Source organism: Streptomyces fuscichromogenes (assembly GCF_014645815.1).
In the GTDB taxonomy this organism is placed as follows: domain Bacteria; phylum Actinomycetota; class Actinomycetes; order Streptomycetales; family Streptomycetaceae; genus Streptomyces; species Streptomyces fuscichromogenes.
In genome coordinates this window covers 42,771-67,878 of record NZ_BMML01000012.1, presented here as the reverse complement: position 1 = coordinate 67,878, position 25,108 = coordinate 42,771, and the positions used below count along the sequence as shown (strand labels likewise).

The following is a 25,108-nucleotide window of genomic DNA, read 5'->3' as shown; positions in this document are numbered from 1 at the left end:
CCGGCTGCGGGTTCGCCCATCCCGCGGCGGGCGGGACGGCGAAGACGGGTCGGCCGCGGGGGGAGGTTCTCGTGGAGCGAGGTGACGCCGATGCGCCGGTCCACGATCCTTGAGCCATGCGTGCCGCCCGTCTGATCCGTATGGCGCTTCTCGTCCAGTCGAGCCCTGGTCTGACCGCCGTCGCCCTGGCCCGCGAACTGGACGTCTCCAGACGTACGGTGATCCGCGACGCCCAGGCCTTGCAGGAGGCCGGCGTTCCCATCCGGTCCGAGCGCGGCCGCGCGGGCGGCTACCACCTGGCGCCGGGCCACCGGACCCGGCTCACCACGCTCCATACCACCGAGGCGGAGACGCTCTACCTCTCCGGACTCCCCACGGCCCTGAGCGACCTCGGTCTGTCGGGCGCGGCGGACACGGCCCGGCTGAAGCTGTCGGCCACCCTGCTGCCTTCGCTGCGTGCCGCGGCCGAGTCCTCGGTGCGCCGCTTCCACCTGGACGCCCCGGCCTGGTTCCGTGAACCGTCGGCGCCGGAGCTGCTCCCGGAGCTGGCCCGCGCCGTGTGGTCCGACCGCACCGTCGAGCTGGACTATGCGCGGCCCGGCCGGGACGGCTCGCCGTCCCGCACGGTGACGCGCCTGCTGGAACCGTACGGACTCGTCCTGAAGGCAGGCGTCTGGTACGTCGTGGGCCACGTCCCCGCCGAGCGCACGACGGGCCGGGACGGCGCCTGGCGCACCTACCGGGTCGACCGTGTCACGGCGCTCCGCCCCGCCCCGGGCGCCGACGAACCCTTCGTCCGCGCCCCCTCCTTCGACCTGGCCGCGCACTGGCGGGACCAGGCCGCCGGGTTCGCCCGCGCGCTGCTGCGCGAGACCGTCACCGTGCGTCTGACCGAGTGCGGCCTGCGGCGCCTGCCCTCCGTGGTGGACCCGGCCGGCGTCGCCGAGGCGCTGGCGTCCGCGGCCGCGCCGGACGCCGCCGGGCAGGTCACGCTCGACCTGCCGGTGGAGTCGCAGGACGTCGCCTTCGGGCAGCTGACCGGGCTGGGCGCGGACGTCGAGGTGCTCGCCCCGGCGGGCCTGCGCGCCCGCTTCCGGGAGCATGCGCGGGCCCTGGCGGCCGTGTACGGGGCGGAGCCGGAGGATCAGCGGTAGTCCTCCGGCGAGCCGGCCTTCCCTCCGTACGTGACCTCCTCGAAGTACGCCAAGGCGTCCGGCCGGCTGCCGTCCACGTCCCGTACGTCGTAAGCCCTGGCGAGGTCCGCGCTGGAGACGGACCTTCCGTTCCAGCGGGCGGCCCGGTCCGGGTCGGCGGCGAGCGCGGCGACCCCGCGGGCGAGGTAGTGCGGCGACTCGGCGATGGCGAAGTCCGGTTCCCGGGCGACGGCGTCGCGCCAGTTCTCCTCGGTCACGCCGAAATGGGTGAGCATCTGCTCCGAGCGCAGGAAGCCCGGCGTGACGGCGACCGCCGCGCCCCCGTACTCGGCCAGTTCCTCGCCCAGCCCGAAGGCGATGCGGATCGGGGCGTTCTTCGCGAGGTCGTAGTAGAGGTTCCCGCGGTACCGGCGGTTGAAGGCCGCCGTGCCGTCGGTGACCTCCACGTGCAGCGGCGCGTCCGAGCGGACCAGGAGCGGCAGGGCGAGCGCCGCGGTGATCACGTGCGAGCGCACCCCGAGGTCCAGGATGCGCAGACCGTCGGCGAGCGGCGTCTCCCAGCTCTTCCTGCCGAAGACGGAGCCGACGAGCAGGTGCTCGCCGCCCCAGAGGTCGTTGACGAGGATGTCGAGCCGCCCCTGTTCGCGGCCGATCCGCTCGACGAGGACACGGACCTGGTCGGCGTCCAGATGGTCGGTGGGAACGGCGATGCCGGTGCCGCCGGCCGCGGTGACCAGCTCCGCGGTCTCCTCGATCGTCTCCGTGGTCCGGCCGACCTCGCTGGCGTGCCCGCGGGTGGTGCGGCCGGTGACGTGGACGGTGGCGCCCGCGCGGCCGAGTTCGACGGCCAGGGCACGGCCGGCGCCGCGGGTGGCCCCGGCCACGAGGGCGATGCGGCCGGCGAGGGAGCGTTCCCGGCCCGTGTCCTGGGTGGTGATGTCCTTGTCCATGGCACCACGGTGCCCGCCAAAGGTGACAGATTGCGTCACCTTTCTCCAGGGATCTTCCCGGGCGTCCCGTCGAGTCGGCCGCCGCGCCGGGCGAACCCGGTTCCGCATGGCGGAAGTCGGAAGACGATCAAGGCGATACCGTCCTGATCTACCGGCCGTCACCCCGAACAGGCACAATCGGCGCCATGGCGATCATCGACGGCGCACCGCTGCCCGCGCGCGGTGCTCCCCCGGCTCTCGCCCGGAGGTTCCTGACGGGCGGTGTGATCGGGCGTCCCTGGCCGCGTTCGTCGTCGGTGTCGTCATCGAGAACGTGTCCCTGGTCGTCACAGGGACGGCACTGCCCGTGGGGTACGGCCTGTCGCTCCTCCTCGCCGGTGCGCCGAGGCCGGCCCGGGAGGCGGCCGTCGCCCCCGTGAGCGTCGTCGTGCAGGAAAGCCAGTTGTGGGTCGTGTTCGCCCCGACCGGCGTACCCGCGGACCTGGCAGCTCACCGGCGGACGGACGGGGCGAGGTGGTGCGCACCGCCCCGGCGAGCTGACCCACCGAGGACGAACAGGAGCAGGAGGAGGACACATGGGGCTGCACGGGTATCTGGCGCTGTGGTGTGCGGTGTTCGGGGCGGCGGCGCTGTTCGGCTACGGATGGTCGCTGGCCGGAATGACCCGGGCCCGGCGCACGGTCCGGGTCACGGGACGGATCGAGCGGGTCCGCGAGCCCGGACACGGCGGATCCCGCAGGGGCGGGATTCCGGTGGTCGTCTCCTACCGGGACCCGGCCACCGGGCAGGACGTCACCGTGACGAACGACGGTGACCGCGGCGAGGCGATCACCACCGCCTGGGAGGGCCGGGAGATCGGCGTCCACTACCCACGCGGAAGGCCGCACGCCTTCCGGTTCACCGGCCGCCCCGAGGACGGCGGCCGTGGACTCGGCCGGCCGAACTTCGCGGTCTTCCTGGTCTACGCCGGGGTGGTGGTCGTCGCCGCGATCGACCGGGGCTGGCCCTGGGCGCTGGTCGGCTTCTGCGGGCCGTGGGCCGTCGTCGGCGCCCTGTACCTCCCGGGCAACATACGCGACACGCGCCGCCGTCGGGAGACGCTGGCCTCGATGATCGCCGTCCGGGGCCGTTTCGTCGCGGTGCTCAGGGACGTCGACACCGACGGGGAAGGCAGTCCCTTCACCACCCTCACACCGGTCGTGGCGTTCACGACCCCTGAAGGGACGGCCGTCCTCGCCCACTGCACGACAGGGGTGCCGGATCCCGCAGACGCGCGGGGCCGGGACGTCACGGTCCACTACGCACCCGGCGACCCGACCACCTTCACCCTGAACCGCGCGGCCGAACAGCGTTCCCTGAGATCGGACGTCGCGGTCAACGTCGTGGCCCTTCTCGTCGTCGCGGGGGCAGCCCTAGTGGGAGCCGTCCTGCTCTGACGCCGAGCGGGTGCCGGCGGTCGGGCAGCGCACCCCCGGACCGGCGCGCGGGCCGCGGTCGCCCGGCCCGCGCGCCGGGAGCGGGCCGGGCGCCTGCGGCGGGGTCTCCTAACCCGCGTTCGCGGGCTGTGGTGTCAGGGCGGTGGTGGTCGGCACGTGGGTGAGGTCGTAGGCGTTCTCCGCGTGCAGGTGGGCGTCCACGCCCTCCTGTTCGACCTCGGGGCGGACTCGCAGGCCCATCGTCCTGTCGAGTGCCTTGGCGATCAGCCAGGTCATGGCGAAGGAGTACGCGAGGACGGCGAAGGCTCCGACCGCCTGCTTGCCGAGGAGGGAGAGTCCACCGCCGTACAGGAGGCCGTCCACTCCGTTCGGGGCCTCGGACGTGCCGAGGACGCCGACCAGCAGGGTGCCGGTGATGCCGCCGACGAGGTGGATGCCGACCACGTCGAGCGAGTCGTCGTAGCCGAGCCGGTACTTGAGGCCCACGGCAAGGGCGCAGACGGCTCCGCCGATGGCGCCGAGCAGGAGGGCGCCGGACGGGGAGACGGCACCGCAGGACGGGGTGATGGCGACGAGGCCGGCGATCGCGCCGGAGGCGGCGCCGAGGCTGGTGGAGTGGCCGTCGCGGAGCTTCTCGACCAGCAGCCAGCCGAGCATCGCGGAGCAGGTCGCGACGAAGGTGTTGAGGACGACGACGGAGGCGGCGTTGCTCGACGTCAGCGCCGATCCGCCGTTGAAGCCGAACCAGCCGAACCACAGCAGGCCCGCGCCGAGCATGACCAGCGGAAGGTTGTGGGGGCGTTCGGTGCCGCCGTCCTTCTGCCAGCCGATGCGCTTGCCGAGGACGAGGATCACGGCCAGGGCCGCCGCGCCGGAGTTGATGTGGACGGCCGTACCGCCCGCGAAGTCGATGGCGCCGAGTCTGTTGACGATCCACCCGCCGACCACGCCCTTGCCGTCGAAGGCGAACACCCAGTGCGCGACGGGCAGGTAGACCAGGGTCACCCAGATGCCCGTGAAGGTCATCCAGGAGCCGAACTTGATGCGGTCCGAGATCGCGCCGCAGATGAGGGCGGCGGTGAGGGCGGCGAACAGGGCCTGGAAGGCGGCGAAGACGGAGAGCGGGATGACGGCCTTCGGGTCGTCCTTCATGACACCGCTCATCCCGAAGTACTCGGTGACGTCACCGAGCAGTCCGGCGCCGCCGATCGAGTCGCCGAACGAGGCCGAGAAGCCGTAGACGACCCAGATGCAGCCGACCAGGGCGACGGCCCCGAACGTCATCATGATCATGTTGAGGACGCTCTTGGCGGCGACCATGCCGCCGTAGAAGAGGGCCAGTCCCGGCACCATCAGACAGACGAGTGCCGTACTCGCGAGCATCCAGGCGGTACTTCCGGTGTCCATGCGCACACTCCACGGAGAAGTCCAACAGAGAGAAACTTTGTTTCACCTCAGTAGACTTGGTGTGCGTTACAAGACCCGTCCGGGTCCGATTAAGGCCGGGTTTCAGTGCTGGGGGCTGTCCCCGAAGGCCGTCACCGTGAGGAAGCGGATCGGCAACTCGACGAGCGTTTCGGGGCCGTGCGGGGCCTCGCCGTCGAACTGGAGGGCGTCGCCGGGGCGCAGGGTGTAGCTGGACCTGCCGTGGCCGTAGACCATGACGCCCTCCAGCATGTAGAGGAGTTCGGTGCCGGCGTGCTGGAAGAGCGGGAACACCTCGCTCTGTTCGGTGAGGGTGACCAGCAGGGCGTCCATCCGCTTGTGGGCGCCCCGCAACGAGCCGAGCTGCGCGTACTCGTGGCCGACCCGGGTGCCGCGCCGGACGATCCGGGCGCCGTGCCCGGCCGGGACGAAGACCGCCTCGCGCTCGTCGTCCAGCCCCCGGAACAGGGCCGTGACCGGGACGTCGAGGCCGCGCGCGAGGCGCGAGAGGGTGGTGAGGCTGCACGCCGTCTGGGCGTTCTCGATCTTCGACAGCATGGCCTTGGAGATGCCGACGCGCTGCGCCATCTCGCCGACCGAGAGCCCGGCCGCCTGCCGGAACTCACGGGTACGGACCGCGATGACGCGCTCCAGCGCCTTGTCGTCGGTGTCGGCGGTGTCGGCGGTGTCCGCTGCGGGTTCGGGGTGCTCGGTCACCGGCGCATCCTATGCCGAGCGGTCCAGACGGAAGCGGGGGTGGGGCTCGGCCCGCCCGGTGGCGAGGTCCGCGGCCATCGCGCCGATGAGCGGGGCGAACTTGGCCCCGTGTCCCGAGCACGGCGAGGCGATGACGAGCGGGCCGTGCCGGTCGAGGACGAAGTCCTCGTCGGGCGTGGTGGTGTAGAGGCAGGTCGCCTCGGCGACCGGTTCGGGTTCGAGGCCCGGGAGCCGGTCGCGGACGAACTCGCTCACCCGGGTGCGTGAGGACGGGTCGACGACGCCGCTGCGGGTGGCCGCCGTGGTGGGGGTGCCGCGGTCGTGTTCGGCGACCTTCATCGCGGGGAACGGGCCGCCGTCGCTGCCCGACGGCAGGCCGTAGGTCTGCATCCGCGCGTCCTTGGTGACCAGGACCGGCCACCGCTCGTCCGGTTCGCGCTGCCGGAAGTGGAAGACCTGCTGCTGGGTCACCGTCAACCGCGGAAGGGCGACGGGCAGTCCGAGTTCGGGCAGCCAGGCTCCGGCGGCGATCACGGCCGTGTCGGCGGCCAGCTCGCGGCCGTCGGCCGTGCGCAGCAGCACCTTGTCCCGTACGTCCACGCCGGTGACCCGCACCCCGCTCCACACGTCCGCCCCGTGCTCGACGGCCCTGCGCACACAGGCGGCGACCGTGGCGTCGGCATCGAGCACACCGGCGCCCGGATGGTAGAGGGCAGGTCCGGTGAAGCGGAGGTACGGCCAGCGCTCGCGGGCCGCCTCGGCGCCGAGCAGTTCGTACGGCACTCCGGCCGCAGCCAGCACCTCGGCGAGCCCCTCGGGGTCGCGCCCCTCACCCAGGTCGAGCCCACCGGTCGTACGCAGCAGGGGAGTCGAGGCGTCCGCCTCCAACTCCCGCCACTCCTCGGACGCACGGCCCGTGAGCCGGACGTAGAAGGGGTCGGCGTAGGCATGCCGGAAGATCCGCGAACTGCCGTGCGAGCTGCCCCGCTTGTGGCCCATGTCGTACGCCTCGATCAGCGTCACCCGGTGGCCGCGCCGGGCGAGCTGCCAGGCGGTGGCGGCGCCCATGAGTCCGGCGCCGACGACCGCGATCACAGCCCGGCTCCCGGGATCCAGTCCGTGCCGGCGAGCGGGACACGGGCCATGGCGGCGGACTCGATGGTGAGGGCGACCAGGTCCTCGGGTTCGAGGTGCAGAAGGTGGGACTTGCCGCAGGCGCGGGCGAGGGTCTGGGCCTCCATGGTCATCACCCGAAGGAAGTTGGCGAGCCGCCGGCCGCCCTCGACGGGGTCGAGCCGGGCGGCGAGATCGGGGTCCTGGGTGGAGATACCGGCCGGGTCGCGCCCGTCCTGGTAGTCGTCGAAGTAGCCTGCGGCGGAGCCCAGTCGCCGGTACTCGGCGTCGTACCGGGGGTGGTTGTCGCCGAGCGCGATGAGCGCCGCCGTGCCGACGGCCACCGCGTCCGCCCCGAGGGCGAGGGCCTTGGCCATGTCGGCGCCGGAGCGGATGCCGCCGGAGACGATCAGCTGCACCTCGCGGTGGACGCCCAGTTCCCGGAGCGCCCGGACCGCCTGGGGCAGGGCCGCCAGGGTCGGGATGCCGACATGCTCGATGAAGACGTCCTGGGTGGCTGCCGTACCGCCCTGCATGCCGTCGACCACCACGACGTCCGCACCCGCGTGCACGGCCAGCTTCACGTCGTAGTACGTCCGGGTCGCGCCGACCTTCACATAGACCGGCTTCTCCCAGTCGGTGATCTCCCGCAGTTCGAGGATCTTGATGGCGAGGTCGTCCGGCCCGGTCCAGTCGGGGTGCCGGCAGGCGCTGCGCTGGTCGACGCCGACGGGCAACGTCCGCATCCCGGCGACCCGTTCGGTGACCTTCTGCCCGAGCAGCATGCCCCCGCCGCCCGGCTTGGCGCCCTGCCCGAGGACGACCTCGATGGCGTCGGCGGCGCGCAGGTCGTCGGGGTTCATACCGTAACGGGACGGCAGGTACTGGTAGACGAGGTGCTTGGAGTGCCCGCGCTCCTCGGGGGTCATGCCGCCGTCTCCGGTGGTGGTGGACGTGCCGACCTCGCTGGCACCCCGGCCGAGTGCCTCCTTGGCCTGCGCGGAGAGCGCGCCGAAGCTCATGCCGGCGATGGTCACGGGGGTGGCGAGCCGCAGCGGGTTCCGGGCGTGCCGGGCGCCGAGCACGACGTCCGTGTCGCAGCGCTCGCGATAACCCTCCAGGGGATAGCGGGACATGGAGGCGCCGAGCAGCAACAGATCGTCGAAGTGCGGAAGCCTCCGCTTGGCCCCCCACCCCCGGATGTCGTAGATCCCGGTGTCGGCGGCGCGCTGAATGGCATGGATGGTGGCACGGTCGAAGGTGGCGGACTCACGCAGGCCATGGGATGCGGGTTCCAACGTTCAGCTCCTCACAGGGCAGAGTGGTAGCGCCCCGTCAGGGGCGCGGGGAACTGCGCGACCAGCCACGACGGTCCCGCAGCCGACAACGGCGCTAGTAGGCCGTCGAATTGTCGACCTTGAAGTGATAAAGCGTCCGCGCCGATCCGTACCGGCGAAACTCACCCGGATCCTCGTCCCGCTCCGCCGCCTTCAACAGCTCGGCCAGTTCGGCGAGATGCTCGCCCCGCATCTCCTTCTCCACGCAGTCCGCCCCCAGCGATCTCACCGCCCCCCGTACGTAGATCCGCGCCTCGTACAGCGAGTCCCCCAGCGCGTCCCCGGCGTCACCGCAGACGACCAGCCGCCCGGCCTGCCCCATGAACGCGCTCATGTGACCGACGTTCCCGCCCACCACGATGTCCACGCCCTTCATGGAGATCCCGCACCGCGCCGCGGCGTCACCGTCGATCACCAGCAGCCCGCCGTGGGCGGTGGCCCCCGCCGACTGGGAGGCGTTCCCCCGCACCCGGACCGTGCCGGACATCATGTTCTCGGCGACCCCGGTCCCCGCGTTGCCGTGCACGGTGACGGTGGCGCGCTGGTTCATCCCGGCGCAGTAGTAGCCGACATGGCCCTCGATGTCGACGCCGAGGTCGTCCCGGATGCCGCAGGCGACGGCATGCGCACCGCGCGGGTTCAGCACCCGCCACGCGCCGGCTTCGGCGTCCGGCGCGTGCAGCGCCGCGTTCAGCTCCCGGACCGGCGTCGTGGCCAGGTCGATCAGCGTCGCCATACGTATACCTCTTCCGGCTCGGGCTCGAAGATGCGGGCGTGGTCGATGCCCGGCAGGACGTCCAGCGCCCGGTACTCGGAGGCCATCGCCACCCAGTCGGCGGTCTCCGCGACCAGCGCGGGTTTGCAGGCGATGGCGTCCCGGACCACCGCGAAGGAGTCGCCGGTGGACACCAGCAGCGTGTAGAAGCCGTCGAACCGCTCACACAGCAGCTTCAGCGCCTTCTCCGGGTCTGCGCCCTGGGCGAGTTGGTGGGCGACGAAGCGGGCGCCGACCTCGGAGTCGTTCTCGCTGTCGAACTCCACGCCCTGGGCGCGCAGTTCGCGGCGGATGGTGGCGTGGTTGGCGAAGGAGCCGTTGTGCACCAGGCACTGGCCGGGCCCCACGGAGAAGGGGTGGGCGCCCTCGGGGGTGACCGCCGACTCGGTGGCCATCCGGGTGTGTCCGACGCCCTGCCAGCCGGTCACGCCGGCGAGCCCGAAGGAGTCCGCCAACTCCACCGGGTTCCCGGTGCCCTTGAGTACGGCCATGCCGGTGCCGGAGCCGATGACGGTGGCGTGCGGCAGCCCGTCGGCGACGGCCGCGAGCAGACCGGCGACGGAACGATCCGCGTGCACGACCGTCGTGACGTCGGCGGTGACGGCGACCGCGCCCGGCAGCGCGGCCTCCGCCTCGGCCGCGGTGACCCCGAGCAGCGAGACGACGGCCCGTCCCGGCGGGGACAGCCGGGGGTCGCCGTAGACGGCGACCCCCGCCGAGTCCGGCCCCCGCTCGACGACCTGTCCGAGCATCGCGGTGAGCAGTTCGCCCAGCCGTGGTTCCAGGGCGGGCTCGCGTAGATGGAGCCCGACGATTCCGCACATGGCAAGTCCCTTCCCGAGTCCGTTCAGAAGGCGGTCAGAAGGCGGTCAGATAGCGGTCCAGCTCCCAGGCGCCGACCGTGGCGTGCCAGTCGAAGAACTCCTCGCGCTTGAGATCGGCGAAGTAGCGGCTCACCCCCGGTCCGGCCGCATCGAGGGTGCCGCTGATCACGTCGTCGGCCTGGAGCGCCTCGACGGCGTGCAGAAGGGTGGGCGGGAGTTCCGGTCCCTTGCCGCCGGCCCCCGGTTCGCCGGGGTCCAGGCCGCGTCCGATGCCGTCGAGACCGGCGGCCAGGGCGGCGGCAGCGGCGAGGTAGGGGTTGGCGGAGCCGTCGCCGCCGCGCAGTTCGATCCGGTTGCCGTCGGGGACGCGGACGAAGTGGGTGCGGTCGTTGCCGCCGTAGCCGGCGACGCGCGGCGACCAGGTGGCGCCCGAGCGGGTGGAGACGGCGCCGGTCCGCTTGTACGAGTTGACGGTGGGCGCGATGACCGCCTGCAGGGCCCGCGCGTGCTCGATGATCCCGGCGACGAAGGAGTAGGCGAGCGGGGAGAGTCCGAGGCCGCGGGTGTCGGTGGGATCGGGGAAGGCCGGCTCGCTCCCCCGCCACAGGGACATGTGCAGATGCATGCCGGTGCCGGTGCGGTCGGTGAACGGCTTCGGCATGAACGTGGCGGTCATGCCCCGCTGTTCGGCGAGGACCGACACCAGGTACCGCATGGTGATGACCCGGTCGGCGGTGGTGAGGGCGTCGGCGTGCCGGAAGTTCTGCTCGAACTGGCCGTTGCCGTCCTCGTGGTCATTGGCGTAGTTGCCCCAGCCGAGGCTGTTCATGGCGCTGGAGACGGCGGTGAGGTGGTCGTACATCCGGGTCAGGCCGCGGGCGTCGTAACAGGGCTGTGCGGCGTTGTCCCTGCGGTCGGCGACGCTGAGCACGCCGTGTTCGTCCCGGTTGACCAGGAAGTACTCGACCTCGGCACCGACCGCCAGGGAGAGGCCCTGCGCGGCGGCCCGCTCCAGCAGGGTGCGCAGGACCACGCGCGGGGCGTACGGCCAGGGCTTCCCCTCGACGTACGGGTCGCAGTGGACGAGGGCGAGGCCGGGTTTCACGAACGGAAGGGGGGTGTACGAGGAGGCGTCGGGCCGGGCCACGACGTCCGGGTCGCTGGGCTGCTGGCCCAGGGCGCCGGCCGCGTATCCGGCGAAACCGACGCCCTCGTCCCGCAGTTCCCCGACGGCCTGGGCGGGGACGAGCTTGGCGCACGGCTTGCCGGTCAGGTCGACGAAGACGGCGAGGACGAACTCGACGCCGTCGGCCCGCACCGCTTCGGCGAGATCGGGGGCGGCTGCTTCGGGTTCGGTCGTCATGGGGCCCTCCCTGCTCACTACAGGATGTCCACTGTTATGAATCGTTGTTGCCTATGAGTAGACGCGCTTGGCGTTACGGGACGATTTCCACCGTGGAAGGACCTCGTAAGCCGGGCCCCGCGTCGCTGCCCGAACCCCTGCGCCGGAACCGCCCGTTGATCGATGTACGGTTCCCGCGTGTCTGACTCCTCACGCGAAACCGCAGAAGGCGCCGGCTGGGGCGAGGCCGAGCCTGGCGCCTACCGGCAACTGATGCCGGACCATGTCGAGAAGCTGTTCTGGTTCAACCCGAAGACCCTGTGGGCGGCCCGCAACGGGGTGCTGGCGTCCTGGTTCGGCGACCCGACCGGCCGTACCCGCAGCCGCTGGGTGGCGCAGCAGGCGGCGGCCGGGGCGCCCGCCGACAAGGTGGTCCGGCGTCACGAGGCGGACCGGTTCTCGTTCATGGTGATCGGCGACACGGGTGAGGGCGACGCCTCGCAGTACGCCGTCGTGCCCGGGTTCCTGAAGGCGGGCCAGGACACCGACTTCGCGGTGATCGCGAGCGACGTGATCTATCCGGTCGGGGCCGCCGACGACTACGGCACCAAGTTCTTCCGTCCGTACCAGGACTATCCGGCGCCGATATACGCGATACCCGGCAACCACGACTGGTACGAGGACCTCGGCGCGTTCATGCGCGTCTTCTGCGGCGACGCCCCGCCGCTGCCGGCCGGGCCGGGGCCGCGTCCGCTCACCCGTGCCTGGTGGCGCGCCCTGCTCTGGCACCGGCCGGGCCCGGCGGACGAGCGACTCCTGGCGGAGGCGCGGAAGCTGCGGTCGGCGCAGCGGCAACTGGCCGAACAGCCGGGACCGTACTGGGCCATCGACGCCGGGCCGGTCCGGATCGTCGGCATCGACACCGGTCTGCTCGGCACCGTCGACGCCGAACAGGGCGCCTGGCTGCGCGAGGTGTCCAAGGGGCCGCGTCCGAAGATCCTCGTCACCGGCTCCCCGCTGTACGTGGACGGCGAGCACCACCCGTGCCCGATCGAGGGCGGCGGCACGGTCGACGACATCGTCCGCGACCCGGCCCACCGGTATGTGGCGGCGATCGGCGGCGACATCCACAACTACCAGCGCTACCCCGTCGACGTGCACGGCCGCACCATCCAGTACGTGGTCGCGGGCGGCGGCGGTGCCTTCATGCACGCCACCCACACCATCCCCCCGGTGTCGGTCGCGAACGTCACCGAGGACGACTTCCGCTGCTATCCGCTGCGCGGCGACTCCCTCGCCTTCTACAGCCGGCTGTACGGCCGCCGGCTGCGCCTGCCCCGGTTCTTCGCCCTCACCGAGGCGGAGGCGACGGCCGTGATCGCCGAGCGGCTCGGCATCAGGACCGGCCGTGCCCCCGGCCCGGACACCCGGGTCACCCGGCGTACCCGGCTGGTCGCGAGTCTGCTCGGCGCCGGCAGCCGGCCGGACCGCGGCGCCCGCTTCCGGCTGCCGGTGAAGAAGATCTACACCCAGCTGTTCTCCCCGGGCTCGCCCACCTACAGCCCGCCCTTCTTCAAGTGCTTCCTGCGTCTGGACGTCAGCCCCGAGGCGGTCCGGCTGCGCTGCTTCGCCGCCACCGGGAACCGTCCGCAGGAGCTGGACCCGCCGGTCGAGGACGAGATCACCATCCCCCTGACCTGATCAGAAGCCGATCACACTGCCGCAATGTTCGGGTGCCACAATCGGGGCAGAACTGACGTACGACCGCTGGAGGACCCGTGCCGTCCACCCCCCGCCCGCTGCGCAGACTGGGCTTCCTCACCATCGGCCTGTTCGACGGCGCGGATCCGGGCCGGGGGCACGAGTCCACGCTGGAGATCATCGAACTGGGCGAGCGGCTCGGCTTCGACAGCGCCTGGGTGCGCCACCGGCACCTCCAGTACGGCATCTCCTCGCCGGTGGCCGTGCTCGCGGCGGCCTCGCAGCGCACCAGCCGGATCGAGCTGGGCACCGCGGTGATCCCGCTGGGCTGGGAGAACCCGCTGCGGCTGGCCGAGGACCTGGCGACCGTCGACCTGCTGTCCGGCGGCCGGCTCAACCCCGGCGTGAGCGTGGGCCCGCCCATGCACTACGAGCAGGTCAAGGAGGCCCTCTACCCGGACACCGCCGACGTCGAGGACTTCGGCTACGAACGGGTCCGGCGGCTCCTGGACTTCGTCCGGGGCAAGGCGGCCACCGACTTCAGCGGGGTCGAGGGCTTCGAGGTGTTCTCCGACGTCGTCCAGCCGCACTCGCCCGGCCTCGGACAGCGGCTCTGGTACGGCGGCGGCAGCCTGAGCTCGGCTCGCTGGGCGGGCGAGCACGGCATGAACTTCCTGACCAGCAGTGTCGTACGGGCCGGTGGCCCCGAGGACGCGCACGACTTCGCGCAGATCCAGCTCTCGCACATCCGCGAGTTCCGCGCCCACCACCCGGACGGCGCGGCGGCCCGGGTCTCCCAGGGCCTGGTCGTCATCCCCACCGACTCCGCCACACCCGAACAGCGCGCCAAGTACGAGGCGTACGCGGCCAAGCGCCTGCCCCGTACCACGGCACCGCAGGGCCCGGCGCGTCTGCTGTTCGCGCCGGACCTGGTGGGCACCTCGGCGGAACTGGTCGAGCAACTGCACGCGCACGCCGGGTTCCGCGAGGTCGACGAGGTGGCCTTCGCCCTGCCGTTCACGTTCGAGCACGAGGACTACGTCCAGATCCTCACGGACCTGGCGACCCGGCTGGGACCGGCGCTCGGCTGGCGCCCGGGAACCACCGGCTGAGTCACCAGCGGCCCGCCTGCGTGCCGGTCACCGGCTCCGACGGCCTGCCGTCCACCCCGACCGGGACCTCGCCGTGCAGCATCACCCGGTGCATGACGCGAGGCAGGCCCAGGTGGGCGTTGTCGCTGGGCGCGAGGTGGATGGTGGCCCGGTTGTCCCAGAAGGCGACGCTGCCGGGCTCCCAGCGGAAGCGGACCGTGTACTCGGGCCGTACGGCCTGTTCGAGGAGCATCTCCAGCAGAGCGGCGCTCTCCGGGCGGGAGACGTCGGCGATCTGCTCGACGTAGTAGCCGTTGACGTACAGCACCCGCTCCCCGCTCTCCGGGTGGACGCGCACCAGCGGGTGGACCGAGGCGACCTGGTGGTCCAGCAGGTGGCGCAGGTAGGAGTCGTCGCCGGGGCGGGGCTGGTAGCCGACGCCGAGGCGGTGCTCGGCGCGCAGGCCGTCCACGAAGGCGCGCACCGGCGCGGAGAGCCCGGCGTAGGCGGCGGCGAGGTTCGCCCAGGTGGTGTCGCCGCCGTAGGGCGGTACGGTCTCGGCGCGCAGGACGGTCGCGGCCGGCGGGTCGATCCGCGCCCCGTGATCGCAGTGCCAGCCGCGCAGCAGGGTGTGCCGGCGCCGCTGGAGCCACTCCTCGTGCTCCATCCCGAACCGGCCGCCCAGTTCCAGCCGGTCGGCGGTGGTCTCCACCTCGGGGAAGCCGGCGGGTGAGGCGCTGCCGCGCCGGCCGAGCACGACCGGTTCGCCGAACCGCCGGGCGAAGGCGACGTGCCCGGCGTGGTCCAGACGCTGGTCCCGGAAGAAGACGACCTTCCAGCGCAGCACGGCCTCCCGGATCAGCCCGACCACGGCCTCGTCGAGTTCCCCGGTGAGGTCGACGCCGGTGATCTCGGCTCCGATGTGCCCGGCGACGGGTCTCACCTCGGGCTCGGCGACGCCCGTCACCCGTCCTGCCGTACCCCGGTCCGTCGTCATGCGTGCTCCGAGTGGTCGTCGGTACCCATCCAGCAAGGATCTTGGCAGCCCGGTGCGCACCGCGGAAGGGAGCACCCGGGCCCGACGGCGCCCCGGGCGGCCACCGGGAGTTGTGAGCCGCTGCCGGATCGGGCCGTTCCGGCCCCGGGACGCCCTGCGGGGGCCTATGTTCGCGACGGTATCCGATCTTCGGTTCAGGAGGCCCCACATGCGTACCGCGCTCCGTACCGCCCTGACCGGGGCGGTGGCCGCCGGCACTCTGCTGACCTGCGGCACCGCCTACGCCACCCCCGCCGGACCCGGTGTCACCGGCAGGGTGATCAGCCAGACCACCGTCGGCGACACGGACTACGTCCTGCGGGAGATCACCGTCCCGCCCGGCCAGACCACCGGCTGGCACTACCACGACGGCCCGGTCTACGGGTACGTCCAGAAGGGCACCCTCAGCCACTTCCACTCCGACTGCCGGGAGGACGGCGTCTACCGGCGGGGCGGCACCGTCTACGAGTCGGGCGGGCCGGGCGATGTGCACCTGGGCGCCAACCTCGGCGACACCGACCTGGTGCTGGACGTGCTGTACGTCCTGCCGCACGGCTCGCCGTACGCGGAGTCGGTGCCGAACCCGGGCTGCGACTTCGAGTAGACCGTCGTGCCTCGTACCGGTCAGGCGCCGGTGACCGGCAACGGGCCTTCGGGCAGCGGCTGTTCGGCCCAGATGATCTTGCCGCTGCCCGTCTGCCGGCTGCCCCAGCGCTGGGTGAGCTGGGCGACCAGGAGCAGGCCGCGGCCGCCCTCGTCGTAGGCGTGCGCCCGGCGCAGGTGCGGTGAGGTCGAACTGCCGTCCGCGACCTCGCAGATGAGCGCGCGGTCGCGGATCAGGCGCAGCTGGATGGGCGGTTCGCCGTAGCGGATCGCGTTGGTGACGAGCTCGCTGACGACGAGTTCGGTGACGAAGGCGGCGTCGTCCAGGCCCCATTCGCCGAGCTGCTCGGTGGCCGCCTGCCGGAAGTGCGCCACCTGGGCCGGGTCGGGCGGCACGTCCCAGGTGGCGACCCGGTCGCCGCCGAGGACGCGGGTGCGGACCAGCAGCAGGGCGACGTCGTCGGAGGGCTGTTCCGGCAGGACGGCCTTGAGCACGTTGTCACTGAGCGCCTCCAGCGAGTCGGCGGGTGCGCTCAGGGCACGGCACATCTCCTCGGTGGCGCGGTCCACGTCCCGGTCCCGGTCCTCGACCAGACCGTCCGTGTAGAGGGCGACGACGGCCCCCTCGGGCAGTTCGAGCTCCGTCGCCTCGAAGGGCAGACCGCCGACGCCGAGCGGCGGACCCGCGGTCATCCCGATGACCTCGGCCGCGCCGCCCGGCAGCACGACCGCGGGCGCCAGGTGCCCGGCGGCGGCCAGGCTGAGCCGGCGCGAGACCGGGTCGTAGACGGCGTACAGGCAGGTGGCGCCCAGCTCGGCGACCTCCTCGCCGGAGCCGTCGGCGGCGAGGTGGGTGACCAGGTCGTCGAGGTGGGTGAGGAGTTCGTCGGGGGGCAGGTCCACGTCCGCGAGGGTGCGTACGGCGGTGCGCAGGCGGCCCATGGTGGCGGAGGAGCGGATGCCGTGGCCGACCACGTCGCCGACGACCAGGCCGACCCGGCTGCCGGAGAGCGGGATCACGTCGAACCAGTCGCCGCCGATGCCGGCCAGCGATCCGCAGGGCAGATAGCGGTGGGCGACCTCGACGGCGGCCTGGGGAAGGCCGCGGGGCAGCAGGCTGTGCTGGAGGGCGAGCGCGGTGGAGCGCTCACGGGCGAAGCGGCGGGCGTTGTCGATGCAGACGGCGGCGCGGCTGGCGAGTTCCTCGGCGAAGACGGTGTCGTCGATGACGTAGTCGTCGGGGTGGCGCATGCGCACGCCCACCACGACGCCGAGCAGGACGCCCCGGGCCTGCAGGGGTACGGCGATCATGGAGTGGACGCCCCGGCGATGGGCCCGGCCGGCGGGCGAGCGGGCGTTGCGCTCCTCGACCCAGCGGCGGAACTCGGGCTCACCGGCCTGGCCGACCACGGCCCGTCGCTCCCGCAGCGCCCGCGCCGGCGGGGAGGCGGCCAGGTGCACCTCGGCGTCGCCGAGGCGTACGGCGGCCTCGGGGGTGCCCTCGGTCGCCGAGCCGTGGGCGACGCGGCGCAGCGAGATGTCGCCCTCCGGCACGGTGGGCAGTTCCTCGGCGCCGAGGACCCAGTCGAGGAGGTCGACGCTGGCGAAGTCGGCGTACCGGGGGACGAGGAGTTCGACGAGTTCCTCTGCGGTGCGCACCACGTCCAGGGTGGTGCCGATGGCGGTGGCCGCCTCGTTGAGAAGGGCGAGCCGGAGCCGGGCCAGGTACTGCTCGGTGTTGTCGAAGGCGGCCAGGGCGACGGCCGTCAGCTCGCCGGCGGGGTCGCGCAGGGGCCACATCTCGATGCTCCAGGCGTGGTCCCGGTTCAGGGCCGGGGCTCCGGTGAAGCTCTCGTAGCGGACCGGCCGGCCGGTCTCGACGACCTGGCGCAGATGGCTCAGGAAGCCCTCGCTGTGCGGGGCCTCCTCGACGGTGTCCAGGAAGAAACGGCCGAGCAGTGCCTCTTCGGGGACGCCCATGACGTGGCAGGCGGCGGCATTGGAGCGGAGGTAGTGCTGGCGGACGTCGAAGACCGACATGGACATGGAGGCCTGCTGGAAGGCCTGGCCGGCCAGGGTGGGGTCGGCCGGCCGGGGCGGGTCGACGGTGAGCACGTAGCCGGTGGTCCCGCCGTCGGGGCCGAGCACCGGGCAGGCGGTCAGGGCGATCTCCATGCGGCGTCCGTCGGCGTGCCGCAGTGCGACGGTCCCGGAGCGGGCGGCCAGCGCACGGGCGGGGACCGCCTCGGCGAGGAGGTCGGCGGCCGGCCTGCCCACCACCTCCTCGGCCCGGTGGCCGGTGAGCGCCCGCGCACCCTCGCTCCACCCCGTCACCCTGCCCAGGGCGTCGATGACCGCCGCGGCAGCGACACGCTCCATACGCCCCAGGATGAGACCTGTGCCCGAGTGCATCAAGCGCGGGGCCGCGGCGTCCGCTCAGCCCCGGTGGGCGCGCAGGGCCTCCAGTGCCCGGTCGGCGTGGGTGTTCATCCGCAGCTCGCTGCGGACGACCTCCAGGACGGTGCGGTCCTGGGCGATGACGAACGTGGCCCGCTTGGTGGGAGCGAGCGAGAAGCCCCGCTTCACACCGAACAGCTCCCGCACGGCACCGTCCGCGTCGGAGAGCAGCGGCATGCCGAGCGTGTGCTTGCCGGAGAACTCCTGCTGGCGGTCCACGCTGTCCCCGCTGATCCCGACGGGCCGGGCGCCGACGGCCGCGAACTCGGCGGCGAGGTCCCGGAAGTGGCAGGCCTCCGCGGTGCAGCCGGCCGACAGGGCGGCGGGATAGAAGAACAGCACGACCGGCCCGTCGGCCAGCAGATCCGTGAGGGTCCGCGTCGTACCGGTCTCGTCCGGCAGCGCGAAGTCCTCGATCCTGCTTCCCACCTCGACAGTTGCCGCCATCTATCGGCCCTCCTCGTTGCGTGCGACACCGCGCGCCCACAGCACCAGGGGAACCTGGAGCGGCAGCCGGGCGAGGGCCGCGGTCCTGAGCGGCTCGGGCCGCTTCTGCCAGTCGACGGCCATCTGGACATTGGCCGGGAACACGCCCACGAAGAAGGCGGTGGCCGCCCGGGCCGCCACCGCGCGGGTGCGCGGCAGGGCGATCCCCGCCGCCAGTGCCAGCTCCACGGCCCCGCTGGCGTACGTCCACGTTCTCGGCGACCCCGGCAGCGCCTTCGGGATCGTCGCGTCGAACGACTTCGGCACCGCGAAGTGCGCGACGCCGGCCGCGGCCAGCAGTCCCGCCAGCAGCAGGGGTGAACGTTCGGAACGGCCCACGAAGCCTCCTCAGACGACCTGCCGCCGGATATTACCGGGCGGTACCGCTCCGCCCCCCGTCGGGTCCCGCTCCGGGCGGCGCGTGCGAGGGGTCCCCCGCACCGACCCTCGTGGCGGGCCGCCGCCGATCGCGCGGCGCGGCCTCGCGGACGGCCTCACCCCGCCCGTGAGGCCGGGGGTGCCGTCTCGGCCGGTTCCTGGCCGGGCTCGTCCTCGACCGCGTAGGTCAGGAAGTCGTCGACCATGCGATGGAAGAGCGTGGCCAGCTGCCGCAGCTCCTCGGGCTCCCAGCCGTTCAGGGCCAGCTGCATGCCGCGCGCCCCGGCGTCCCGGACGCGGTCGACGGCCGCCCGGCCGACGTCGGTGAGCTCGATCCGCTGGGCACGGCGGTCGTCGGGGTCGGGGACCCGGGTGACGTATCCCGACCTCTGGAGCTGCTGCACGGTACGCGTCACGTGGGACGCCTCGACTCCGAGCCGCTGCGCCAGCTCCCCCGGGCGCAGCGGCTCGGAGTCGGCGATCTGGCGCAGCAGGGCCACCGCGGCGCGGTCGAGCGGGACACCGGCGAGGGCCATCAGCCGCTCGTGCTGCCGGGCCCGGGTGCTCAGGTAGGTGATACGGGTCAGGGCGCGCTCGATCTCCACGACCTCCGAGGTGGCGGCGGGGACGGCTGGCAGCGGTTCTGTGGGCATACCGGCCAGTTTACCATATCGTTGCGTAACTCAAGTAAATTACTGCGCGGGTTTACCCCCGTACTGCGGTCAGCGTATGCGCCGGCCGTCGGACTCCGTGGTCACGCAACGGCGGGCCGCGGTGGCGCGCCCGGTAGGCTGTGGCGTCGAGCAGGGGCTGAAGGACGGTGAACGGTGCGCGACCGTAAGATCGGGGAGAGCGGCGAGACCTCCGGCCGGCGGGCGCGCGGCGAGTTGGAGAGCGGCGTACTGGCGGCACTCTGGGCCGCTTCCGGACCGCTGACCGCCCGGCAGGTCCAGGAACGGCTCCCGGGGGACCTCGCCTACACGACGGTGCTGACGATCCTGTCCCGGCTCCACGACAAGAACACGCTCGTACGGCACCGGGCGGGCCGCGGCCACGTGTACGCGCCGGTGCGCGACGAGGCCTCCGACACCGCCCAGCGCATGCACACCCTGCTGGAGCGCGGTTCCGACCGGGAGGCCGTGCTCACCCGGTTCGTCTCCGAACTCTCCGAGCAGGACGAGCAGTTGCTGTACCGCCTGCTCGGGGAGCACGACGGCCACCCCGCCGACGAAGGACCGTGAGCCGATGACCGTCAGCGTCTACGTCCCCTTCGTGGTCACCGTGGTCCTCGCGGCCCTGGCGCCCCGGCTCGCCGGGCGGTTCGCGCCGCGGCCGGCGGCCTGGGCGCTGGCCGGCGGCTCGCTGGTGACGGCGCTCGGCTGGCTGGGTTCGCTGGCGCTGCTGGCGTTCACCGGGCTCGCACAGATCCCGGAGGTCGCCAGGGAGGGCCGCTGGTCGGTGACGGCGGTGCGCGCGGACGACCCGGTGTACCTCACCGTGTCCGCGATCGCGGCGGTCACCTTGCTCGCCTCCCTCACCGGCCTCGCGGTCTCCGCCGCACGGCAGGTACGGCATCTGCTCTGGGCGCGCCGGGAGTGCGCACGGCTGCCCGGGGACCTGGAGCTGGCCGTGCTCGACGACGCGTCGCCGCACGCCTTCGCGCTTCCGGGGGCGCCGGGCCGGATCGTGGTCTCGCACGGGATGCTGCGCTGTCTCGGCGACGCCGAACGAGAGGCGCTGCTCGCGCACGAGCGGGCCCATCTGCGCGCCCGCCATCACCTCTTCCAGACCGCCTGGCGGCTCACCGCGGCGGTCTGTCCGCTGCTGCGGCCCGTCGCCGAGACCGGCGGCTTCGTGCTGGAGCGCTGGGCCGACGAGGAGGCCGCGGCACGCCTCGGGGACCGACGGGTCGTGGCCCGCGCGGTGGGCCGGGCGGCCCTCGCCTCGGCCAAGGCCCCGGAGCGGGCCACACTCGCGGCGACCGGAGGCGCGGTGCCGCAACGGGTCCGGGCGCTGCTCGCCCCGCCGCCACCGCGCCGCGCGCTGCCGCTGGTCGCCGGTGCCGCGCTGCTGGCGGTGTCCTGCGCGAGTCTCGCCGAGGCCGCCTCCGACAGCGAGCACATGATCGACGGCGCCCAGTTCGTCGCGTGCGTGACCGCCCTCCGGGACACCGGGACGCCGGTTCCACCGCCCCCCGGCCACGCCCCCTGCGGCCACCCGCCGCGCGACCACCACGGGCCGGGTCCGCACCGCCACTGATCGGCGCGGGGGCTTGACACCACGTTCGGAACGCGGGTTATCGTCACCCGACGATCAGCAGGAATCCTGATGGTTGATCCGTCGTCCGGCCGGCGCCGCCCCGCAGCGCACGCCCCTCCCGATCGGAGCCGTATGTCCCTCCTGGCCCGCCCTTCGGTCGCCGCACTCGCCGCGAAGACCATGCAGCGGCTGACCCTGCTCGCGAGCCGACGCCCGAGCGGCCCGGGCTCGGATGCCGCCTCGCACGCCCGGTTCCCCGAACTTCCTCGCACGGTGAGGTCGTTGACGATCCCGACGGCGGTCGGACCGGCCCGTGCCACGGTGTACCTGCCGGCGGCCACGGACCCCGCTCCCCCGGTGCACGTCAACTTCCACGGCGGCGGTTACGTCATGTCGCTGACCGAACTCGACGACCCGCTCTGCCGGTTCCTGGCCGCCGAGGCCGAGGTCGCCGTGGTCAACGTCGACTACGTCGTCGCCCCGCAGCATCCCTTCCCGGCTCCGCCGCACCAGGCCTACGAGGTGGTCCGCTGGGTCGCCGAGCACGCGGCCGAGCAGGGCTGGGACGGCACGCGGCTGACCGTGGGCGGGCAGAGCGCCGGCGGCGGGCTCGCGGCGGCGGTGGCCCGGCAGGCGCTGGCCGGGGGCGGCCCCTCGATAGCCCTCCAGGTCCTGCACTATCCCCCGCTGGACCTGGCGACGAGCGCGGGCGACAAGCGGGCCGCCGTCGCCAAGCCGCTGCTGCGGCCCTGGATGGCCGAGGTCTTCGACACGGCGTACGTCCCGGAGCCGAAGGAGCGCACCGACCCGCTGGTCTCCCCCGCCCATCCGTCCGACACCGCCGACCTCACGGGCATCGCCCCGGCACTGGTGATCACCGCCGAGTACGACCTGCTCAGGGCGGAGGGCGAGCGGTACGCCTCGCGGCTGGGGGCCGTGGGGGCACTGGTCGAGCACCACGAAGTGGCGGGGGCCGATCACGGCTACGACGGCAAGGACGACGTGCGGGCACGCGAGGTCTATGCGCTCATCGCGCGCCATGTGCGGGGCGTTCGGGAGCCGGGCGCCTGAGAGCTCGGGGGGCTGCCGGTGGGCGACCGACGGTTGTCGGGGGCTGGTCGCGCAGTTCCCCGCGCCCCTAAAAGAAAGGGCGCTCATGCAGCGCCCCGTCAGGGGCGCGGGGAACTGCGCGACCAGCCACGACGGCGCCGCAGTCGACAGATCAGCGCCTCCAGCGGAGCGCCTAGCCTTCGAGTTGCGGCGCGACAACGCCCAACTGCTCAGCACGCTCGGTCAGTTCGCGCCACACCTTCGGAGCGACCGGGATCCCCTTCGCCGCCCGCTCCGCCGCCACCGCCGCGCTGCGCTCACCGGGATAGAACACCCCGTCCGCGCCGTCCGCGACCGGCAGGCCCTTCAGCGTGCTCAGGGTGTCGTCGACGTTCGCGGTGAAGGCCTCCGGGTCGCCGAAGGCGGCCGGGTCCACGGCGATGAGCAGGGCGTTCTGGCGGTGCTTGCGGTCGCCCGCGTGGAAGGCCGCGAAGATCGGCGCGCCGACCAGGACGCTGGTCAGGAGCTCGAAGGCGAGCGACATGCCGGAGCCCTTGGCGCCGCCCAGCGGCAGGGGCATGACCGCCAGTTCCGGGTCGGTCGTCGGCGTGCCGTCCTCCGTGGCGGCCGCGCCCGCCGGCAGCGGCGTGCCGCTCGCCTTCGCCTGGCGGATCTTCCCGAGGGCGATGGTGGCGGTGGCCATGTCCAGCAGCAGCGGGGCGTGGCCACGGGCCGGTACGGCGATGGCGAGCGGGCTGGTGGCGACGGCCGCGCCCCTGACGCCGGTGTAGCCCATGTTGGGCATACCGGCCACGAACCCGAGCCCGACCAGTCCCTGTTCGGCGATCCGGGACACGTAGTAGCCGATGGCGCCGGTGTGCACCGTGCGGCGGACGCCGACCGAGGCGATGCCGGTCGCGCGGGCCCGTCGTACCGCCTCGTCGGCGGCGGCGGTCAGGGCCACCGGGCCCGGGGCCCGGTCGGCGTCGAGGACCGCGGCGGCCGGAACCGACGACTCGACGGTCATCCGCGGCTGTGCGTTGGCGACGCCCTTGGCGAGCAGGTCCAGGTAGGCGGGGACGCGGGCGGTGCCGTGCGAGTCGACGCCGCGCTGCGCGGCCCAGACGAACACGTCGGCGGTGGTCCGGGCGTGCTCGGCGCTCAGGCCGCCCTTCTCCAGCAGGGCGGCGGAGAAGTCGCGCAGGTCGTCGGCGGGCACCACGATCTTGGTGGGGGTGTTGGACATGGCGGTGGTGTGTCTCCTGGCTAGCGGGTGACTAGGACGTCCACGACGGCGGTCGTGCCCTCGGCCACGGCCTTGAGGGCGCGCTCCAGCGCCGGCGCGAGCGCCTCCGAGGTGTCGACCGTCTCGGTGTGCATGCCGAACGGCTCGGCGAACGCGGCGAGCCGGGGCAGCCGGTGCAGATCGGTGCCGAGCCATTCGCCGGTCTCGGCGGCCGCGCCGTCGGGGTAGAAGCGCCGGTGGTTCAGGTTCATCGACTTGTAGACACGGTTGTTGAACACCACGATCAGCAGCGGGAGTTCGTAGGCGTTCGAGGCGTCGTACGAGGGGATCACCGGGTTGTAGGTGAAGGCGCCGTCGCCGATGGTGAGGACCACCGGCCGTTCCCCGGCGGCGAGTTTGACGCCGAGGGCGACCGCGATGCCCTGGCCGAGTCCGCCCTGGACGTAGAAGTAGGAGTCCGGGTCGGCGGTCCGGAGATGGCGTTTGACGACCCGGCTGTGGGTGATGGTCTCGTCGACGACGATCGCGTCCTGACCGTGCACCAGCCTGCGCAGGGTGGCAGCGACCAGCACCGGGTCGACGCCCTTGGCCTCGGCCGCCTTCGTCTCCGCCGCCGCGATCGCGGACTCCTCCGCGGCGTGCCGTTCCTCCTGCGCCGCCCGGCGTACCTCGACCGCCCGCTCGTCGAGGTCCCGCGCCCGTTTGGTCAGCTGGCGCAGGGTGTTGGCGACGTTGCCCTCCAGGTAGGTGTCGGCGAAGAGCACCTGGTAGACGACGTGCGGACGCTGGGGGACCTCGTCGATGACGACGATCCTGGCCTTGGACGGGCGGCGGGATGGCGGGTAGAAGGGCGCCCGGCAGTTCACCAGCAGGACGAGGTCGGCCGTGTCCATCCACGGGCCGATGTCACTGCCCGCGTGCAGCGGGTGGGTGCGCGGGAAGTTGCCGCACACCGCCGAGTCCGGCTCCACGACCGGGATGTTCCAGGCCTCGGCGAAGGCGACCAGAGCCTCGAAGCCGCCCGCCTCGCGCCCCGCCGTCTCGGTGACGATCACGGGGTTGGCCGCCTCCCGGATCAGCTGCGCGACCGGGTCGACCTCCTCCGGCGAACTGTGCGTGGAGCCCGGCGGGACGACGGGCTTGGCCGCACGGCCGTCCCACTCCTCCAGGAGGATCTCCAGCGGGATGTTCAGGTACGCCGGTCCGGCCGGGGCCCGCCGGGCCAGCTCGGCCGCCCGGGTGATCATGACCGGGAGCGTGTGCACACTGGCGGCCTCGGTGGACCACTTGGTGAACGGCTGGGCGATGCCGTGCGGCCCGCCCACGATCGACAGGTTGCGGTACCACTGGCCGCCCGGATCGTGCCCGGGTGCGTCGCCGTACGTCGTCGACTCCGACGAGGCGACGACCATCGGCACGCCGGCCAGCAGCGCGCCGTGCACGGCCATCGAGCCCTGCAGCAGGCCCGGCGCCGCGTGCAGCAGTACGCCCTGCGGGCGGCGCTCGATCAGCCCGTACCCGGTCGCCATGCCCACGGCGACCGTCTCGTGGGTCAGGTCGAGGTACCGCGGGGCGGGCTCGCCGTCGCGGTGGCGGCGGGCCAGCGCCTCCCACACCGGGGCCCATTCGGACCCCGAGGAGCAGAAGACGTAGTCGGCGCCCGCCGCGTTGAAGGCGGAGACGACGGCGTCCCCGCCGTCGGTCCGTGGGTTGTTGGTCATCGCCGGA

Annotated in this window: 23 protein-coding genes; 8 read left to right on the top strand and 15 right to left on the bottom strand. The window is 73.0% G+C overall.

The features are described 5' to 3' along the window. The first annotated feature begins 116 nt into the window (after positions 1 to 116). A complete protein-coding gene (locus IEZ11_RS25630; RefSeq protein ID WP_189265228.1) occupies positions 117 to 1,154 on the top strand; it encodes a helix-turn-helix transcriptional regulator in 1,038 nt (345 codons plus the stop codon). Here the strand turns inward: IEZ11_RS25630 and IEZ11_RS25625 are convergent. Continuing rightward, the gene (locus IEZ11_RS25625) at positions 1,145 to 2,104 is read right to left on the bottom strand and encodes an SDR family oxidoreductase (protein WP_189265227.1); all 960 of its coding nucleotides are present in this window, start codon (positions 2,102 to 2,104) and stop codon (positions 1,145 to 1,147) included. The two genes, IEZ11_RS25630 and IEZ11_RS25625, sit on opposite strands and share 10 nt — an antisense overlap. Positions 2,105 to 2,679: 575 nt before the next feature. Here IEZ11_RS25625 and IEZ11_RS25620 point away from each other — a divergent pair. After that, positions 2,680 to 3,540: a DUF3592 domain-containing protein gene (locus IEZ11_RS25620; RefSeq protein WP_189265226.1), complete on the top strand. Its 861-nt coding sequence runs from the start codon at positions 2,680 to 2,682 to the stop codon at positions 3,538 to 3,540. Positions 3,541 to 3,648: 108 nt separating this feature from the next. On the opposite strand, the gene IEZ11_RS25615 is transcribed toward IEZ11_RS25620, so the two are convergent. The 7 genes from IEZ11_RS25615 to glnT all read right to left on the bottom strand — a co-directional run bounded on the left by IEZ11_RS25615 (position 3,649) and on the right by glnT (position 11,094). Beyond that, positions 3,649 to 4,947, bottom strand: a complete 1,299-nt coding sequence (locus IEZ11_RS25615; RefSeq protein WP_189265225.1) for an ammonium transporter — start codon at positions 4,945 to 4,947, stop codon at positions 3,649 to 3,651. 102 nt (positions 4,948 to 5,049) lie between these two features. Continuing rightward, on the bottom strand, positions 5,050 to 5,682 hold the full coding sequence (locus IEZ11_RS25610) for a helix-turn-helix domain-containing protein (protein ID WP_189265224.1): 633 nt from the start codon (positions 5,680 to 5,682) through the stop codon (positions 5,050 to 5,052). Positions 5,683 to 5,691: 9 nt separating this feature from the next. Further along, complete coding sequence (gene solA, locus IEZ11_RS25605) at positions 5,692 to 6,777, bottom strand: N-methyl-L-tryptophan oxidase (protein ID WP_189265223.1); 1,086 nt, start codon at positions 6,775 to 6,777, stop codon at positions 5,692 to 5,694. Next, complete coding sequence (locus IEZ11_RS25600; RefSeq protein ID WP_189265222.1) at positions 6,774 to 8,093, bottom strand: FMN-binding glutamate synthase family protein; 1,320 nt, start codon at positions 8,091 to 8,093, stop codon at positions 6,774 to 6,776. The genes solA and IEZ11_RS25600 overlap by 4 nt, the downstream gene beginning before the upstream one ends. Positions 8,094 to 8,187: 94 nt before the next feature. Beyond that, positions 8,188 to 8,868: a GltB/FmdC/FwdC-like GXGXG domain-containing protein gene (locus IEZ11_RS25595; RefSeq protein ID WP_189265221.1), complete on the bottom strand. Its 681-nt coding sequence runs from the start codon at positions 8,866 to 8,868 to the stop codon at positions 8,188 to 8,190. Next, positions 8,856 to 9,731: a class II glutamine amidotransferase domain-containing protein gene (locus IEZ11_RS25590; protein ID WP_189265220.1), complete on the bottom strand. Its 876-nt coding sequence runs from the start codon at positions 9,729 to 9,731 to the stop codon at positions 8,856 to 8,858. Before IEZ11_RS25590 ends, IEZ11_RS25595 begins: the two co-directional genes overlap by 13 nt. Positions 9,732 to 9,765: 34 nt before the next feature. After that, positions 9,766 to 11,094, bottom strand: coding sequence for a type III glutamate--ammonia ligase (gene glnT / locus IEZ11_RS25585; protein ID WP_189265219.1), 1,329 nt, complete (start codon positions 11,092 to 11,094; stop codon positions 9,766 to 9,768). Positions 11,095 to 11,271: 177 nt separating this feature from the next. On the opposite strand from glnT, the gene IEZ11_RS25580 reads away from it, so the two are divergent. Together IEZ11_RS25580 and IEZ11_RS25575 are read left to right on the top strand one after the other, a co-directional pair. Continuing rightward, positions 11,272 to 12,774 carry a metallophosphoesterase family protein gene (locus IEZ11_RS25580; protein WP_189265218.1) on the top strand — a complete coding sequence of 501 codons (1,503 nt, stop codon included), beginning with the start codon at positions 11,272 to 11,274 and terminating at the stop codon, positions 12,772 to 12,774. Between the two features lie 77 nt (positions 12,775 to 12,851). Beyond that, complete coding sequence (locus IEZ11_RS25575; RefSeq protein ID WP_189265217.1) at positions 12,852 to 13,886, top strand: LLM class flavin-dependent oxidoreductase; 1,035 nt, start codon at positions 12,852 to 12,854, stop codon at positions 13,884 to 13,886. Between the two features lies 1 nt (position 13,887). Here the strand turns inward: IEZ11_RS25575 and IEZ11_RS25570 are convergent, their stop codons facing one another. Then, entirely contained in the window at positions 13,888 to 14,862 is a 975-nt protein-coding gene (locus IEZ11_RS25570) for a TauD/TfdA dioxygenase family protein (RefSeq protein WP_189265216.1), read from the bottom strand. Between the two features lie 208 nt (positions 14,863 to 15,070). On the opposite strand from IEZ11_RS25570, the gene IEZ11_RS25565 reads away from it, so the two are divergent. After that, positions 15,071 to 15,505 (top strand): cupin domain-containing protein, encoded by a 435-nt coding sequence (locus IEZ11_RS25565; RefSeq protein ID WP_189265215.1) that lies wholly within the window; start codon positions 15,071 to 15,073, stop codon positions 15,503 to 15,505. 20 nt (positions 15,506 to 15,525) lie between these two features. Here IEZ11_RS25565 and IEZ11_RS25560 read toward each other — a convergent pair whose 3' ends face one another. The 4 genes from IEZ11_RS25560 to IEZ11_RS25545 all read right to left on the bottom strand — a co-directional run bounded on the left by IEZ11_RS25560 (position 15,526) and on the right by IEZ11_RS25545 (position 19,478). Further along, positions 15,526 to 17,883, bottom strand: coding sequence for an ATP-binding SpoIIE family protein phosphatase (locus tag IEZ11_RS25560; protein WP_189265214.1), 2,358 nt, complete (start codon positions 17,881 to 17,883; stop codon positions 15,526 to 15,528). Between the two features lie 57 nt (positions 17,884 to 17,940). After that, a complete protein-coding gene (locus IEZ11_RS25555) occupies positions 17,941 to 18,408 on the bottom strand; it encodes a peroxiredoxin (RefSeq protein WP_189265213.1) in 468 nt (155 codons plus the stop codon). After that, the gene (locus IEZ11_RS25550; RefSeq protein ID WP_189265212.1) at positions 18,409 to 18,786 is read right to left on the bottom strand and encodes a DoxX family protein; all 378 of its coding nucleotides are present in this window, start codon (positions 18,784 to 18,786) and stop codon (positions 18,409 to 18,411) included. Between the two features lie 155 nt (positions 18,787 to 18,941). After that, a complete protein-coding gene (locus IEZ11_RS25545; protein WP_189265211.1) occupies positions 18,942 to 19,478 on the bottom strand; it encodes a MarR family winged helix-turn-helix transcriptional regulator in 537 nt (178 codons plus the stop codon). A gap of 174 nt (positions 19,479 to 19,652) precedes the next feature. Between IEZ11_RS25545 and IEZ11_RS25540 the strand changes: the two genes are divergently transcribed. The 3 genes from IEZ11_RS25540 to IEZ11_RS25530 all read left to right on the top strand — a co-directional run bounded on the left by IEZ11_RS25540 (position 19,653) and on the right by IEZ11_RS25530 (position 22,155). Then, positions 19,653 to 20,066, top strand: a complete 414-nt coding sequence (locus tag IEZ11_RS25540; protein ID WP_189265210.1) for a BlaI/MecI/CopY family transcriptional regulator — start codon at positions 19,653 to 19,655, stop codon at positions 20,064 to 20,066. Between the two features lie 4 nt (positions 20,067 to 20,070). Then, positions 20,071 to 21,084, top strand: coding sequence for a M56 family metallopeptidase (locus tag IEZ11_RS25535; RefSeq protein ID WP_189265209.1), 1,014 nt, complete (start codon positions 20,071 to 20,073; stop codon positions 21,082 to 21,084). Positions 21,085 to 21,216: 132 nt separating this feature from the next. Beyond that, positions 21,217 to 22,155 carry an alpha/beta hydrolase fold domain-containing protein gene (locus IEZ11_RS25530; protein ID WP_189265208.1) on the top strand — a complete coding sequence of 313 codons (939 nt, stop codon included), beginning with the start codon at positions 21,217 to 21,219 and terminating at the stop codon, positions 22,153 to 22,155. A 172-nt stretch (positions 22,156 to 22,327) separates the two neighbouring features. Here the strand turns inward: IEZ11_RS25530 and IEZ11_RS25525 are convergent, their stop codons facing one another. Together IEZ11_RS25525 and IEZ11_RS25520 are read right to left on the bottom strand one after the other, a co-directional pair. Further along, positions 22,328 to 23,380, bottom strand: coding sequence for an Ldh family oxidoreductase (locus tag IEZ11_RS25525; RefSeq protein WP_189265207.1), 1,053 nt, complete (start codon positions 23,378 to 23,380; stop codon positions 22,328 to 22,330). Between the two features lie 20 nt (positions 23,381 to 23,400). Next, positions 23,401 to 25,101: a thiamine pyrophosphate-dependent enzyme gene (locus IEZ11_RS25520; RefSeq protein ID WP_189265206.1), complete on the bottom strand. Its 1,701-nt coding sequence runs from the start codon at positions 25,099 to 25,101 to the stop codon at positions 23,401 to 23,403. Between the last annotated feature and the right edge of the window lie 7 nt (positions 25,102 to 25,108).

Excerpts from the sequence above, each read along its gene's own strand:
- IEZ11_RS25590 (WP_189265220.1), bottom strand. The coding sequence starts at position 9,731 with ATGTGCGGAATCGTCGGGCTCCATCTACGCGAGCCCGCCCTGGAACCA.
- IEZ11_RS25530 (WP_189265208.1), top strand. The coding sequence starts at position 21,217 with ATGTCCCTCCTGGCCCGCCCTTCGGTCGCCGCACTCGCCGCGAAGACC.
- glnT (WP_189265219.1), bottom strand. The coding sequence starts at position 11,094 with ATGACGACCGAACCCGAAGCAGCCGCCCCCGATCTCGCCGAAGCGGTG.
- IEZ11_RS25535 (WP_189265209.1), top strand. The coding sequence starts at position 20,071 with ATGACCGTCAGCGTCTACGTCCCCTTCGTGGTCACCGTGGTCCTCGCG.
- IEZ11_RS25555 (WP_189265213.1), bottom strand. The coding sequence starts at position 18,408 with ATGGCGGCAACTGTCGAGGTGGGAAGCAGGATCGAGGACTTCGCGCTG.
- IEZ11_RS25525 (WP_189265207.1), bottom strand. The coding sequence starts at position 23,380 with ATGTCCAACACCCCCACCAAGATCGTGGTGCCCGCCGACGACCTGCGC.
- IEZ11_RS25570 (WP_189265216.1), bottom strand. The coding sequence starts at position 14,862 with ATGACGACGGACCGGGGTACGGCAGGACGGGTGACGGGCGTCGCCGAG.
- IEZ11_RS25615 (WP_189265225.1), bottom strand. The coding sequence starts at position 4,947 with ATGGACACCGGAAGTACCGCCTGGATGCTCGCGAGTACGGCACTCGTC.
- IEZ11_RS25630 (WP_189265228.1), top strand. The coding sequence starts at position 117 with ATGCGTGCCGCCCGTCTGATCCGTATGGCGCTTCTCGTCCAGTCGAGC.
- IEZ11_RS25565 (WP_189265215.1), top strand. The coding sequence starts at position 15,071 with ATGCGTACCGCGCTCCGTACCGCCCTGACCGGGGCGGTGGCCGCCGGC.
- IEZ11_RS25560 (WP_189265214.1), bottom strand. The coding sequence starts at position 17,883 with ATGGAGCGTGTCGCTGCCGCGGCGGTCATCGACGCCCTGGGCAGGGTG.
- IEZ11_RS25545 (WP_189265211.1), bottom strand. The coding sequence starts at position 19,478 with ATGCCCACAGAACCGCTGCCAGCCGTCCCCGCCGCCACCTCGGAGGTC.
- IEZ11_RS25520 (WP_189265206.1), bottom strand. The coding sequence starts at position 25,101 with ATGACCAACAACCCACGGACCGACGGCGGGGACGCCGTCGTCTCCGCC.
- IEZ11_RS25625 (WP_189265227.1), bottom strand. The coding sequence starts at position 2,104 with ATGGACAAGGACATCACCACCCAGGACACGGGCCGGGAACGCTCCCTC.
- IEZ11_RS25595 (WP_189265221.1), bottom strand. The coding sequence starts at position 8,868 with ATGGCGACGCTGATCGACCTGGCCACGACGCCGGTCCGGGAGCTGAAC.
- IEZ11_RS25620 (WP_189265226.1), top strand. The coding sequence starts at position 2,680 with ATGGGGCTGCACGGGTATCTGGCGCTGTGGTGTGCGGTGTTCGGGGCG.